General features: G+C 67.4%; 14 protein-coding genes. 3 read left to right on the top strand and 11 right to left on the bottom strand.

Going from position 1 to position 13,404, the window contains the following annotated elements; genetic code table 11:
* Positions 1-23: 23 nt before the first annotated feature.
* The 11 genes from RAM80_RS30090 to nac all read right to left on the bottom strand — a co-directional run bounded on the left by RAM80_RS30090 (position 24) and on the right by nac (position 8,872).
* On the bottom strand, positions 24-752 hold the full coding sequence (locus tag RAM80_RS30090) for an amino acid ABC transporter ATP-binding protein (protein WP_416427590.1): 729 nt from the start codon (positions 750-752) through the stop codon (positions 24-26).
* 23 nt (positions 753-775) lie between these two features.
* On the bottom strand, positions 776-1,519 hold the full coding sequence (locus tag RAM80_RS30085; protein WP_416424009.1) for an amino acid ABC transporter permease: 744 nt from the start codon (positions 1,517-1,519) through the stop codon (positions 776-778).
* A 6-nt stretch (positions 1,520-1,525) separates the two neighbouring features.
* Positions 1,526-2,227 (bottom strand): amino acid ABC transporter permease, encoded by a 702-nt coding sequence (locus tag RAM80_RS30080; RefSeq protein WP_416424008.1) that lies wholly within the window; start codon positions 2,225-2,227, stop codon positions 1,526-1,528.
* 106 nt (positions 2,228-2,333) lie between these two features.
* A complete protein-coding gene (locus RAM80_RS30075) occupies positions 2,334-3,086 on the bottom strand; it encodes an SDR family oxidoreductase (protein ID WP_416424007.1) in 753 nt (250 codons plus the stop codon).
* A 94-nt stretch (positions 3,087-3,180) separates the two neighbouring features.
* Entirely contained in the window at positions 3,181-3,951 is a 771-nt protein-coding gene (locus tag RAM80_RS30070) for a LamB/YcsF family protein (RefSeq protein WP_416424006.1), read from the bottom strand.
* A gap of 10 nt (positions 3,952-3,961) precedes the next feature.
* On the bottom strand, positions 3,962-4,357 hold the full coding sequence (locus RAM80_RS30065; RefSeq protein ID WP_416424005.1) for an acetyl-CoA carboxylase biotin carboxyl carrier protein: 396 nt from the start codon (positions 4,355-4,357) through the stop codon (positions 3,962-3,964).
* A gap of 10 nt (positions 4,358-4,367) precedes the next feature.
* On the bottom strand, positions 4,368-5,327 hold the full coding sequence (locus tag RAM80_RS30060) for a biotin-dependent carboxyltransferase family protein (RefSeq protein WP_416424004.1): 960 nt from the start codon (positions 5,325-5,327) through the stop codon (positions 4,368-4,370).
* Positions 5,324-5,995, bottom strand: coding sequence for a 5-oxoprolinase subunit PxpB (gene pxpB, locus RAM80_RS30055; RefSeq protein ID WP_416424003.1), 672 nt, complete (start codon positions 5,993-5,995; stop codon positions 5,324-5,326). The genes RAM80_RS30060 and pxpB overlap by 4 nt, the downstream gene beginning before the upstream one ends.
* Positions 5,992-7,344 carry an acetyl-CoA carboxylase biotin carboxylase subunit gene (accC, locus tag RAM80_RS30050; protein ID WP_416424002.1) on the bottom strand — a complete coding sequence of 451 codons (1,353 nt, stop codon included), beginning with the start codon at positions 7,342-7,344 and terminating at the stop codon, positions 5,992-5,994. Before accC ends, pxpB begins: the two co-directional genes overlap by 4 nt.
* Positions 7,344-7,763, bottom strand: coding sequence for an acetyl-CoA carboxylase biotin carboxyl carrier protein (locus RAM80_RS30045; RefSeq protein ID WP_416424001.1), 420 nt, complete (start codon positions 7,761-7,763; stop codon positions 7,344-7,346). Before RAM80_RS30045 ends, accC begins: the two co-directional genes overlap by 1 nt.
* A gap of 212 nt (positions 7,764-7,975) precedes the next feature.
* On the bottom strand, positions 7,976-8,872 hold the full coding sequence (nac, locus tag RAM80_RS30040; RefSeq protein ID WP_416424000.1) for a nitrogen assimilation transcriptional regulator NAC: 897 nt from the start codon (positions 8,870-8,872) through the stop codon (positions 7,976-7,978).
* Between the two features lie 358 nt (positions 8,873-9,230).
* Between nac and RAM80_RS30035 the strand changes: the two genes are divergently transcribed.
* From RAM80_RS30035 to RAM80_RS30025, 3 genes are all read left to right on the top strand, one after another.
* Positions 9,231-10,439 carry an aspartate transaminase gene (locus RAM80_RS30035; RefSeq protein ID WP_416423999.1) on the top strand — a complete coding sequence of 403 codons (1,209 nt, stop codon included), beginning with the start codon at positions 9,231-9,233 and terminating at the stop codon, positions 10,437-10,439.
* Positions 10,440-10,450: 11 nt separating this feature from the next.
* On the top strand, positions 10,451-11,992 hold the full coding sequence (locus RAM80_RS30030) for an MFS transporter (protein WP_416427589.1): 1,542 nt from the start codon (positions 10,451-10,453) through the stop codon (positions 11,990-11,992).
* A gap of 64 nt (positions 11,993-12,056) precedes the next feature.
* Positions 12,057-13,397, top strand: coding sequence for an OprD family porin (locus RAM80_RS30025; RefSeq protein WP_416423998.1), 1,341 nt, complete (start codon positions 12,057-12,059; stop codon positions 13,395-13,397).
* The last annotated feature ends 7 nt before the right edge of the window (positions 13,398-13,404 follow it).

Below are 13,404 nucleotides of genomic sequence, written 5' to 3'. Positions count from 1 at the left end.
ACTCCAGTTCAATCAAGGTGAATTCAGTGGGCACGCAGGTCAGCGATGAAACGCTGCGCGCGCGGGTGGGACGGTTGGCTGAAGAACTGCTCGGGGGTGCCTTTTTCCAGGATCTGCCCGGCGTCCATGAACCAGATGGTGTCGGCCACCTCGCGGGCGAAGTTCATTTCGTGGGTCACGCACATCATGGTCATGCCCTCCTTGGCCAGGCCCTTCATCACGCTCAGCACCTCGCCGACCATTTCCGGGTCGAGGGCGCTGGTGGGTTCGTCGAACAGCATCACCGGCGGCTCCATGGCCAGCGCGCGGGCAATGGCCACGCGCTGCTGCTGGCCGCCCGACAGCTGCGCCGGGTAGGCGCTGGCCTTGTGCGCCAGGCCCACACGGTCGAGCAACTGCATGGCGTGGGCGCGGGCGTCGCTGGCCTTGAGGCCGCGCACCTTGGTGGGCGTGAGGATGATGTTGTCCAGCACCGACAGGTGCGGGAACAGGTTGAAGCTCTGGAACACGAAGCCGACGCGGCTGCGCAGGCGGTTGAGGTTGGCGTCGGTGCCGTTGACGTCCTGGCCGTCGAACAGAATCTGGCCCTTCTGGATGTCTTCCAGGCGGTTGACGGTGCGGATCAGCGTCGACTTGCCCGAGCCCGAGGGCCCGCACAGCACCACCACTTCACCGCGCTTGACCTCGGCGGTAACGTCGGTAAGCGCCTGGTACTCGCCGTACCATTTATTGATGCTGGAAAACATGATCATCGGATGCATGAAGGCAACCCTCTTCAGTTATCGGTGGTCAGCAGGGAAGCCTGCGGGGCGGCCGGCGTGGCGTGGCCCAGGCGCTTGCGGGCGATGCGCCCTTCAAGCACGCCGGCCAGGCGGGTCAGGCCGTAACACAGTACGTAATACGTAATGGCAAGAATGAAGAACACCTGGAACGGCTTGGTCAGCAGCTGGTTGTTGACCTGGTTGGCGGCGAACGTCACCTCCTGCACGTTGATCACATAGCCCAGGGAGGTTTCCTTGATGATGGAAACGAACTGGCTGATCAGGCTGGGCAGTGCGTTGTACAGCGCCTGGGGCAGGATCACCCACAGCGTGGTGCGCACATAGCCCAGGCCCAGGGCCCGCGCGCCTTCGTACTGGCCGCCGGGCAACGCCTGGATGCCGCCACGAATGATCTCGCACAGGTAGGCGCTCTGGTACACCACCAGGGTGCAGAGCATGGTGGTGAAGCCGGTGATGTTGTGGCCGATCAGCAGTGGCACCAGGAAGTAGGTCCAGAAAATCACCATCAGCAGCGGGATGCCGCGCAGCACGTACACCCACACCGTGGCCGGGTAACGCAGCCAGCGCCATGGCGACACCCGCGCCAGGGCCAGCAGCAGGCCCAGTGGGAACGCCAGCACCAGGGCTGCGGCCGCCAGGATCAGCGTGCTGGCCAGGCCGCCCAGGGGGCCGTGGGGGTATTGGCCGATGAGGAACAGCGGCCAGTTGTCGTGGACAATCTTGAACAAATCGAACATGGCCGCCTACCTCGCCAGGGCTTTGCTGAAGTGCCGTGCCACCAGGGCGCCAGCGCCCATCAGCAACAGCGAAAACACCAGGTACACCACCGTGGCCACCAGGTACGACTCGAACGTGCGGAAGGTGTAGTTCTCCACCTCGCGCGTGGCGTACGTCAGCTCCACCACGCCGATGGCCATGGCCAGGCTGGTGTTCTTGAACAGCAGCACGCTGTGGTTGATCAACGACGGCAGGCAGTTGCGCACGCCCTGGGGCAGGATCACGTAGCGCAGCGAGCGCACGTAGCCCAGGCCCAGGGCGCGGGCGGCCTCGGTCTGGCCGTTGGGAATGGCGCGCAGGCCACTGCGGATGTCCTCGCTGAAATACGCCGCCTGGCACAGGCCCAGGGCGATGATGGAAAACAGGTATTCGCTGCTGTAGTTGGCCAGCCACACCTGGGTGTTGTCGCTGAGCAGCGTGGGGATGCCGAAGTACCACAGCATCAGTTGCACCAGGGTCGGTACGTTGCGGTGGTAGGAGACGTAGGCCGCCACCAGGCGCTCGGCGTATTGGTTGCCGGTCAGGCGGATGGACACCAGCAGCAGGGCCAGGACCATGGCCAGGCACCAGGCGAACAGCGCCAACTGCAGGGTCATGCCAATGCCCTTGAGGATCAGCTCGGCGTATTCGCCGTGCAGAATCGCGGCAAGATTGAAGTCGTGCGTCATGGTCAATTCCCATCGACTGGCGTGGGGCAGAAGCAAGGCGCCGGGGCGAACCCGACGCGGGCGCAGCAATGACGGCTAGGGCCGTTCTTCTTCGCAGGCCGGCGCTTCAGCCCTGCCACTCCTGGGGCCGCGCGGTGGACAGGCCACCGGGCACCTGCAGGGTCGGGGTGATTTCCATGTGGCCGACGTTCATCGACACCGGGGCGGCGATGGCGAAGGCAATGGCGTTGGCGATGTCCTTGGCTTCCGGCAGCTCGAAGCCCTCGATGAAGCGCTTGCGCACCTCTTCGGAGTCACCATGCACGTGGGCAAAGATGTCGGTGGCAACACGCCCCGGGCAAATCTCGGTGACCCGCACGCGCTTGCCGAAGGCGTCCACACGCAGCTGCTTGGAAAGCATGCTCACCGCCGCCTTGGTGGCGTGGTAGGTGGCGTTGCCGCCGAAGTTGTAGGCGGCGGCAATGGAGCTGATGTTGATGATGTGGCCGCAGTCGCGCTCGACCATACCCGGCAGCGCCAGGCGCGCCAGGTGCAGCACCGCGCGCAGGTTGACGTCCACCAGCAGGTCAATGCCTTCGGCGTCGGCCTTGAGCAGCGAGCCCGGGCGGTCGACGCCGGCGTTGTTGACCAGGATGTCGAAGCGCTGGCGCTGGAACAGCGCGGTCAGCCCGGCCAGGTCAGTGACGTCGATGGGGTGGGCGATGCAGCCGGTGCGCTCGGCCAGTTCCGCCAGCTTGTCGGCGCTGCGGGCCAGGGCGTGCACTTCGATGCCCTCGGCGCACAGGCGCTCGACCACGGCGGCGCCGATGCCGGACGAGGCGCCGGTGACCAGCGCGGTTTTGTAATCGGAAAATGGCATGGGGAAACTCCTTGAATCCTGCGTCTGCCTTGGACTGTACCGAGCACCGCTCGCACCGGCCAAGACGCATTGGTTGTGTGGCAATAAGGTGCGCTTATGACCGCACCAGTTGGCTGATCGGGGTGATGACGGCGCCCTGCCCTTCGATGAACGCGCGCAGGTCGCGGGCCAGGTCCACCGCGCCCGGCGTGTCGCCGTGCAGCAGGATGGAGCTGGCGTTGACCTTGACCCGCTGGCCGTCGAGGGTGGTGACGGTGCCGTCCTGCAACAGCTGGGCAACGCGTTCGCGCACCTGGGCCGGGTCCTTGATCACCGCGCCGGGCGTGCCGCGCGGCACCAGCAGGCACTGCGCGTCGTAGGCGCGGTCGGCCAGGAAGGTGGTAGCCACCGGCAGGCCGTGCCGGTCGGCGGCGGCCTCGATGGCCTGGCTGCTGGACGAGCTGATGATCAGGCCGGGGTCGAACTGCGCCACCGCGCCCACCAGCACGTCGGCCATGGCGGCGTCGGCGGCCACGCGGTTGCCCAGCGCGCCGTGGAAGCTCATGTGGCTCATGCGGTAGCCGGCCACCGCCGCCATGCCGGCCAGGGCACCCAGCTGGTAGACCACGTAGGTGGCCAGCTCCGCCAGGTCGATGTTCATGGCGCGGCGGCCGAAGCCCTGCAGGTCGGGGTAGCCGACATGGGCACCGAGGTCGATGCCCAGGGCCTTGGCGCGGCGCACCGTGGTGTCCATGATCAGCGGGTCGCCGGCGTGGAAACCGCAGGCCACGTTGGCCGAGGAGATGATCTCCATCAGCGCCTGGTCTTCGCCCAGGGTCCACGGGCCAAAGCCCTCGCCCAGGTCGGCGTTCAAGTCGATACGCATAAGGGTCTCCTCAGCCGGCCAGGTCAAAAAGCGGCTGGCCGTAGCCCACCTGTTCACCTTCGGCGGCGCGCACGGCGCTCACCTGCCCGTCCTGCTGGCTGCGCACCGGCAGCAGCAGGTGGCCGATCTGCAGCACGCCCACCAATTGCCCGTTGTGCACGCTGTCGCCGGGCTTGACCCAGGGCGTGCGCTCGTCGGGGTGGTGGCTGAAGAACAGCCCCGGGCCGCTGGCCTTGATCGACGCCACGGGCACGTCGACGCGAGCTGGCGGCTCAGCGTGCAACACGGGAGCAGCCGCCGCCCCACGGCGCAGCAGCAGGTCGAAACCAGGCCGCTGGATATGCAGCACGCTGAGGTTGGCGGCGCCGAGCCAGCCGGCCAGCTGGCGAATTTCCTTGATGTTCATGGCAGGTTCCTCAAAGGCTGTGCAAGGTCAGCAGGCGGCGGGTGGCGTCGAGGAAGGCGCGGTTGGCCTCCAGCGCGTCCAGGGCCTGCGCGTAGCTGCAGTGGATAAAGCGCACGCGGCTGCCAATGGGCGCCTGGCCCAGGCGCCATAGGTCGGCCTCGATCACCGTGCCGAACTTGGGGTAGCCGCCGCTGGGTTGGGCGTCGCGCATCTGGATGATCGGCTGGCCGCCGTGGGGCACCTGGATCACGCCCGGGACGATGCCGTGGGAGCGCACCTCCAGGGGCTTTTCCGGCAGCAGCGGCTGGCCCTCCAGGCGGTAGCCGTAGCGGTTGCTCTGGGTGGTGACCTTCCACTCCCCGGCCCAGAACGCCGCTTGCGCCTCGGCGCTGAAGCAGTCGTATTCGGCGGCGGGCAGCACGCGCATGGCCGGCACGCCGTCCACTTCCAGGGGCAAGGCGCGGGTCGCCAGGCTGACGCCGAAGTCGCTGTTGCCGGCCTTGCCAGCGCGGCCTGCGGGCAGGCGGTCGCCCTGCTGCAGCATGCGCCCGTTCAGGCCGCCGAATTCGCCGCGCAACTGGGTGCTGCGCGAACCCAACACCTCAGGGACGTCGACACCACCGGCCAGGCACAGGTAGGCGCGGCTGCCGGCGGAGGGGTAGTTGAGCTTCAGCACCTGGCCGGCGCTGGCCTGGGCCACCCAGTTGGGCGGCAGCGCCTGGCCGTCGAGGGTGGCGCCACAGGCGGCACCGGTCACGGCAAACGCGCAGGCTTCAATAAAGCGTGCCTCGAACGGGAACAGCGGAATCTCGATGGCGGCCGCGCCTTCATCGTTGCCCAGCAGCAGGTTGCCGAGGATCAGCGACAGGCTGTCCATGGCCCCGGAGGTACCCACGCCGTAGCCCAGGCTGCCGTGGCGCCCCAGGTCCTGGACGGTGGCCAGGGCGGTGGCACTGATGATCTCGATCATCGAATGATCCTCTCGATACGAAAGCGAATGTGGTCGCCGGGTTGCAGCAGCGCCGGGGGCGATTGTTCGGCGTCGAAGAACACCATGTCGGTGTGGCCGATGGTGTTCCAGCCGCTGGGGCCGGCCGAGGCCGACACACCGGTCTGCACGCCACCGATCGACACCGCGCCAGCGCCGATGCTCAGCACCGGCACCTGGCGCCGCGGCGTGGCCAGGCGCGGGTCCATGCCGCCCAGGTAGCAGTAGCCGGGGTGGCTGCCCAGGGCATACACCGGGTACAGCGGCTCGGCGTGCAGGTTGGCGATGGTCTCGATGTCCAGGCCGGAATGGGCGACCACGTCGGCCATGTGCGGGCCATGCTCGCCACCGTAGATCACCGGCAGTTCGATGATGCGGCCTTCCAGCGGCAGCGGCTGGCACTGCTCCCAGGCCTCCAGCAACCGGCTTTGCAGGCCCTGCAGGTCGCGCGGCGGGGTGGCGAAGGTCAGCATCAGGTTGTTCATGCCCGGCACGGCCTCGGCCACGCCGCCCCAGTCCTGGGCCAGGCGGGCCAGGGCCCAGATGCGTTGCTGCGGCGGCAGGTCGAGGCTGCCCGGTGCTTCCAGCAGCAGCGCGGTGGTGCCCAGCAGGCTGATGCGCGGGGTGGCGTCCATGTGCATGGCACTCATGATGCGGTCCTCTGTTGCAGCCAGCGTTCAAGATGGTGAATGTCGACGCCGCCCTCGCAGAAGCCGGGGTCCTGGAGAATGTCGCGGTGCAGCGCGATGTTGGTGCTGATGCCTTCCACGCGCATCTCGCCCAGGGCCAGGCGCATGCGCGCCAGGGCCTCGTCGCGGGTGGCGCCGTGGGTGATGACCTTGGCCACCATCGAGTCGTAGTACGGCGGCACGCGGTAGCCGTGGCTGACGTGGCTGTCGACGCGCACGCCGTAGCCACCGGGGATTTCCCAGCGGCTCACCTGGCCCGGGGTGGGCATGAAGGTGTCGGGGTCCTCGGCATTGATGCGGCATTCCAGGGCGTGGCCATGCACGCCGATGTCGGCCTGGGTCAGCGTCAGGCGCTCGCCCTGGGCCATGCGGATCTGCTGCTGGACAATGTCGATGCCGGTGGTCATCTCGGTCACCGGGTGCTCCACTTGCAGGCGCGTGTTCATCTCAATGAAGTAGAACTCGCCGTGCTCGTAGAGGAACTCGAAGGTGCCGACGCCCACGTAGCCGATCTGCCGGCAGGCGGCGGCGCAGCGCGCGCCGACCTTGGCCACCAACGCGGGGTCGATGCCAGGCGCCGGCGCTTCTTCCAGCACTTTCTGGTGGCGGCGCTGCAGGGAGCAGTCGCGGGCGCCCAGCCACAAGGCGTTACCGTAGGCGTCGCAGAGCACCTGGATTTCCACGTGGCGCGGCTGGCCGAGGAATTTCTCGATGTACAGCTCCGGGTTGCCGAAGGCACGCCGGGCTTCTTCGCGGGTCAGGTTGATGGCGTCGAGCAGCGTGGCCTCCTGCTCCACCACGCGCATGCCACGGCCACCACCGCCGCCGGCAGCCTTGACGATCACCGGGTAGCCGATGTCGCGGGCGATGGCCAGGATGCTCTCGGCGTCGTCCGGCATGCTGGTGTCGGGCCCCGGCACGCAGGGCACGCCAGCTTCGCGCATGGCGCGCTTGGCCGAAACCTTGTCGCCCATGGTGCGGATGCAGGCGGCGCTGGGGCCGATGAAGGTCAGGCCGGCCTGCTCGACGCGTTCGGCGAAGGCGGCGTTCTCGGACAGGAAGCCGTAGCCGGGGTGAATCGCCTGGGCGCCGCTGAGTTCGGCGGCGAACAGCACGGCGGCGTGGTCCAGGTAGCTTTGGCCGGGGGCCGCGGGGCCGATGCAGATGGCCTGGTCGGCCAGTTGCACGTAGCGGGCGTCGCGGTCGGCTTCCGAATACACGGCCACGGTCTTCAGGCCCAGGCCCTGGCAGGCGCGCAAAATGCGCAAGGCGATTTCGCCGCGGTTGGCGATAAGGACGGTATCGAACATCACACGGCCTCCAGGCGGAACAGCGGCTTGCCGGCGGCGACTTCATCGCCACTGGCGGCGAGGATGGCGCGCACGACGCCGGCGCGTTCGGCCTTGAGCGGGTGGAACATCTTCATGGCTTCCACCACGGCCAGGGTCTGGCCGGCCTCGACCGCATCACCCACCTGCACGAACGCGGGCTGGTCGGGCGCGGGGGTCAGGTGCAGCACGCCGTAGAGGGCGGCGCTGGCGTCGAAGGTGTCGCTGCTGGCTGCCGGGGTGGCGGCGGCAACTGTCGCCGTCAGCGGGCGAGCGACGGCCGCCACGGGCTGGCCGTCGCGCAGCAGGCGCAGCTGGGTGTCGCCTTCGTTGAGGCTCAGCTCGCTGAGGTCGGATTCGGCCATCAGGTCGATCAGCGCTTTAATGCGTTCCGGGTTCATGCAATGGCCCTGCCGTGAATAGTAAAAGTGGCTGGATGAACTCTATCGAGCGCACAAAAACACGGCCAAGACGGTTTGACTGTGGGGAGATAAGGGTCGCTTATGACCATCGCGTAGCCGCTGCCGCCAGGCTGCGCTGGCCCTGTACCTCGCTGAAGGTCTTCAGGGTTCAGACTGGCCAGCGCAGCCTGACGGCAGCGGCTACGGCGGCGTTACCCACGCATCTCGGCAATCAACTCCAGCAAGATCGCCTTCACCGCCTGGGCCGGCACTGACAGCGGCAAATGCCCCGACAGGCACAGCGCCAGCGGCGCCTCGATGTCCGGCGCGGTGATGCGCACCAGGTGCGCCTCGTGCACGGCCACCAGGGCGCGGGCGGCGGATTCGGGCAGGATGGTTGAACCGAAATGCTCGCTGACGGCGGTGGCCAGGGTGGTGGACGACTCCACCTCGGCGATCACCCGGGCGCTGAGGCCGATCTTCAGGAAGGCTTCGTCCACCAGCCGGCGCATGGTGTTGTAGGTGCGCGGCAGCAGCAGGTCCAGCTCGGCGACCTCGGCCAGGCCGATCTCGTCGCGGCGTTGCAGCTCGGGGTCGGCGCTCACCAGGTACAGCTGTTCGCGCAGCAGCGGCACGAAGGTCAGGCCGTGCACTTCGCGGCCGCCGTAGAGCACGGCCATGTCCATGCGTCCGTTCATGATCAGCTCACTGAGGGTGGTGCCGAAGTTTTCATTCAGGTACAGCAGGATGCCGGGGTGGCGCTCGCGCACCCGGCGCAGCAACGGCAGCGACAGCGCCGAGGCCGCAGTGCCCGGGGCCAGGCCGACCGAGACCTGGCCGGACAAGGCGAAACCGGTGGCGTTGACGTCGCTCTGGGCCTGCTCGCACTGGCGCAGGATCAGTTGCGCATGACCGTACAGCACCTTGCCCGCTTCGGTCGGCGTGACGCCGCGCTTGGTGCGGATGATCAACTGCTGCTGCAGCTCGGCCTCCAGGGTGACCAGCTGCTGGCTCAGCGCTGGCTGGGCGATATGCAACACATCGGCAGCCTGGGTCAGGCTACCGACATCGACGATCTTCACGAAGTACTTCAAACGGCGCAGGTTCACAGGGGTGGCACACTCTGGCAGGTGGATAACACCTGATAGAGCAAGAGGCGGGCCATGTTTTGACTGGGTGGTCATGTGTCGCACTTCAGGGCCTCATCGCGAGCAAGCTCGGCTCCTACCGGTAGGAGCCGAGCTTGCTCGCGATGGCCCCACCATAAGTCTTTGATATGGCACCGGGACAAGAGGCTCCGCTAAACCCGCCCATCCCCCGCAAATACGCCATGGCACCATCTTGGTGCGCCCCATGCACCAACCGGTCATAAGCTGTGCCTATCAACCCAGAACAAACTTGTCTTATCAGCCCCGCCGCCCCGCCTCGTAACGTAGCCGTCATCAGGCCACCACCGAGGACTCCCCCGTGACCGCTTCCCGCATCGCCGCCCGAGTGCACCGCATCAAACCCTCGCCCAGCAGCGCCGCTGCCGACCGCGCCAACGAACTGCGCCGCGCCGGCAAGTCGATCATCAACCTGGTGGTGGGCGAGCCCGACTTCGACACCCCGGCGCACATCCGCCAGGCCGCCTGCGCCGCCATCGACAACGGCGACACCCGCTACACCCAGAACGCCGGCACCCCGGAACTGCGCCAGGCCATCGTCGCCAAGCTGCAGCGCGAAAACGGCCTGGCCTACACGCCGTCCCAGGTGGTGGTCACCAACGGCGCCAAGAGCGCCATCTACAACGCCTTCTCCGCCACCCTGGGCCCGGGCGACGAGGTGCTGATTCCCGCGCCCTACTGGGTGTCATACCCGGACATGGTGCTGGCCTGCGAAGGCGAACCGGTGACCCTGGCCTGCACCGAGGAACACCACTTCAAGCTCACCGCCGAGCAGCTGCGCGCCGCCATTACCCCGCGCACCCGCTGGCTGCTGCTGAACTCGCCGAGCAACCCCACCGGCGCGGTGTACCACGCCGAGGAGCTGCGCGCCCTGGCCGACGTGCTGCTGGACTACCCCGACGTGCTGGTGATGACCGACGACATCTACGAGCACATCCGCTACGACGACCGCCCCGCCACGCACATCCTGGCCGTGGAACCGCGGCTCAAGGACCGCGTGCTGGTGATCAACGGGGTGTCGAAGTCCTACGCCATGACCGGCTGGCGCATCGGCTTCGGCGCCGGGCCCGCCGACCTGATCACCGCCATGGCCACCCTGCAGTCGCAGTCCACCAGCAACGCCTGCAGCGTCAGCCAGGCCGCCGCGGTGGCCGCCCTCAACGGTGACCAGGGCTTCATCGAGCAAAGCCGCGCGGTGTACCGCCAGCGCCGCGACCGCTGCCTGGAGCTGATCAACGCCATCGACGGCCTCAGCTGCATCCCGCCCGAAGGCGCGTTCTACCTGTACGTCAACTGCGGCGCCGTGCTGGGCAAGCGCACTCCCCAAGGCCAGGTGCTGGCCAGCGACAGCGACTTCATCCTTTACCTGCTGGAAAGCCAGGGTGTGGCGGTGATTCCCGGCAGCGCCTACGGCCTGGCACCGTTCTTCCGCATGTCCACGGCCTCGGCCATCGAGACCCTGGAAACCGGCTGCCAACGCATCGCCACCGCCGTCGCGGCGCTGGTGTAAGGGGTTCGATGATGACGATGCCGAGCCACAGCGCCCTGACCTTCAAGCAAGCCTTGCTGGCCATGCTCGGCCTCTCCCTGGTGCTGATGCTTTCAGCCCTCGACCAGACGGTGATCGGCAACGCCTTGCCGAGCATCGTTGCCCAGTTGCAGGGCTTCGAGCTGTACGCCTGGGTAGCCACCGGCTACCTGCTGGCCTCCATCGTCACCATCCCGATTTTCGGCCGCCTGGGCGACTACTACGGGCGCAAGCCCTTCGTGCTGGCGGCCACGGTAATCTTCACCCTGGCCTCGCTGGTCTGCGCCCTGGCCAACGACATGCTGGTGCTGGTGCTGGGCCGCGCCCTGCAAGGGGTGGGCGGCGGCATGCTGATCGGCACCGCGTTCGCCTGCATTCCCGAACTATTTCCCGACACCCGCCAGCGCCTGCGCTGGCAGATTTTGCTGAGCGCGCTGTTCAGCGTGGTCAACGCCATCGGCCCGGGCCTGGGCGGGTATTTGACCGGCGCCTTCGGCTGGCGCTCGGTGTTCTATATCAACCTGCCGCTGGGCGCGGTGGCGCTGTGCTTCGCCTGGCGCTACCTGCCCCACTACCGCCCGCTGCAAAGCCGCGCCATTCGCCTGGACTGGCTGGGCGCGCTGCTGATCGCGGTGGCGCTGGGCAGCCTGCAATTGTTCGTCGAATGGCTGGGCCAAGCCCAGGTGTGGGGCAGCGCGATACTGGGTGCGGTGTGCATCGCCGCTGCGGTCGCGCTGTGGTGCTGGGAGCGTCGGTGCAGTGAAGCCTTGCTGCCGGCCGCGCTGTTCCGCTCGCCCAGCGTGCGCCTGCTGTTCGTGCTGTCGTTGCTGGCCGGGGCCATCATGTTCAGCCTGTTGTTCTACCTGCCGCTGCTGCTGCAAGGCAGCTACGGCTATTCGCCCCAGGACGCCGGCCTGCTGATCACGCCCCTGGCCTTGAGCATCACCCTGGGGGCCATCGTCAACGGTCGCATCATCACCCACCTGCGCAACCCCAACCTGATTCCCCTGGCCGGTTTCGCCGTGCTGCTGGTGGCCTGCGCCGGGCTGGCGCTGGTGGGCCTGCACGCCTCGTTCCACGCGTTGCTGGGGCTGATCCTGCTGGCCGGGCTGGGCCTGGGGTTCATCCTGATGAACCTCACGGTGTTTACCCAGACCCTGGCCGAGCGGCAGTTCCTGGGCATCGCCACCGCCCTCACCCAGTCGCTGCGCCTGGTCGGCGGGCTGCTGGGCACCGCAGTGATGGGCGTGCTGGTCAAGCTGCTGTACGCCAGCCACCTGCAAGGCGCGTTCATCGCCGCCGGCCAGCCCGATGCCCTGCCCCGCTTCATCGACCCACAAGTGCTGCTCAAGGCCGGCGGCGACCCGGCGCTGCTGCAACTGGCCCGCCAGGCCCTGGCGCAAGCGCTGGGCAGCGGCCTGCTGCTGTGCGCCGGCCTGGGCGTGCTGGCCCTGTGGGTGTTGTACCGCTTGCCGCCGGTGGCGCTGACCCGCGCCGCCGCACCCGTTGCTCCTGTTGCTCCTGAAGAACAATAAAAACCTTAACTGCCGCCCCTGCACCTGCCTCTCACAACATTGACTACAGCATGAGGAATTCCCGATGGTGCTCTTGAATCGCGCAGCTTACCGCGCACCCGCAATTCTGGCCGGCCTGTGCGGCCTGGCCATGGCGCAACCAAGCAACGCCGAAGGCTTTATCGAGGACAGCACCGCGACCCTGCTGGCGCGCAACTTCTTCAGCAACGCCGACAACCGCAGCGGCGCCGCCAACCCCAACTACACCCAGGAATGGGGCCAGGGCTTCATCCTCAACTTCAAGTCCGGCTACACCCCGGGCACCGTCGGTTTCGGCGTGGACGCCATCGGCATGCTCGGCATCAAGCTGGACTCGGGCAAGGGCACCCACTACAACCCGTCGGGCACCGCCTACAACGGCAACATCTTCCCCACCGACGACGGCCGCGCCGCCGATGAGTTCGGCAGCCTGGGCGCCACGGCGAAGATGCGCTTCGCCAAGACCGAAGTGCGCGCCGGTACCCTGGTGCCGATGCTGCCGGTGGTGATGTCCACCGACCGCCTGCTGCAACAGACCTTCAACGGCGAGCAGATCCAGTCCAAGGACCTGGACCACTTCACCTTCATCGCCGGCCAACTGGACAGCGTCAAGGGCCGTGGGTCGACCAACCAGATGGGCATGTCCATTCCCGGCGCCAACAGCCGCCTCACCGGCAAGTTCGTGCACAAATTCCAGTACGCCGGCGTCGACTGGAAAGCCACCCCCGACCTGCTGCTGCAGTACTACTACGGCGGCCTGGAGAACTTCTACAACCAGCACTTCCTGGGCCTGGTGAACAACTGGAAGGTGGGCCCCGGCACCCTGCGCACCGACCTGCGTTACTTCAACAACAGCGCGGCCGGCAAGAACGACAATGACGCGGACTACTACACCGCCGGCTACTACGGCGACGGCGTGACCAAGGGCAAGGTCGACAGCCAACTGTCCAGCGCGCTGTTCACCTACCTGGTGGGCCCGCACACCATCGCCGCCGGCTACCAGCAGGTGACCGGCGACAGCGATGCGGTGTGGCTGAACCAGGGCGACGGCTCGACCTCGTACTTCATCACCGAGTCAATGATCGGCAAGTTCCAGCGCGCCGGCGAGCGCACCTGGCAGGTGCGCTACGGTTATGACTTCGCCGCCATGGGCGTGCCCGGCCTGACCTTCCTGGGCATGTACGAAAGCGGCTCGGGCGCACGCACCGCCGCTGGCGACAAGAGTGAGTGGGAGCGCAACCTGACCCTGACCTACACCGTGCAATCGGGCCCGGCCAAGGACCTCAGCGTGGCGCTGCGGCACGCCTCCATGCGCACCGAGTTTCCCGGCGTGCGCGACCAGGACGAGCACCGGGTGATCGCTACCTACCCGATCAATCTGTTCTGACCGTGGT

It is taken from the genome of Pseudomonas sp. App30 (assembly GCF_047947025.1).
Classification (GTDB): domain Bacteria; phylum Pseudomonadota; class Gammaproteobacteria; order Pseudomonadales; family Pseudomonadaceae; genus Aquipseudomonas.
The sequence above is the reverse complement of the archived record's forward strand: the minus strand, read 5'-3'. Positions and strand labels throughout refer to the sequence as shown.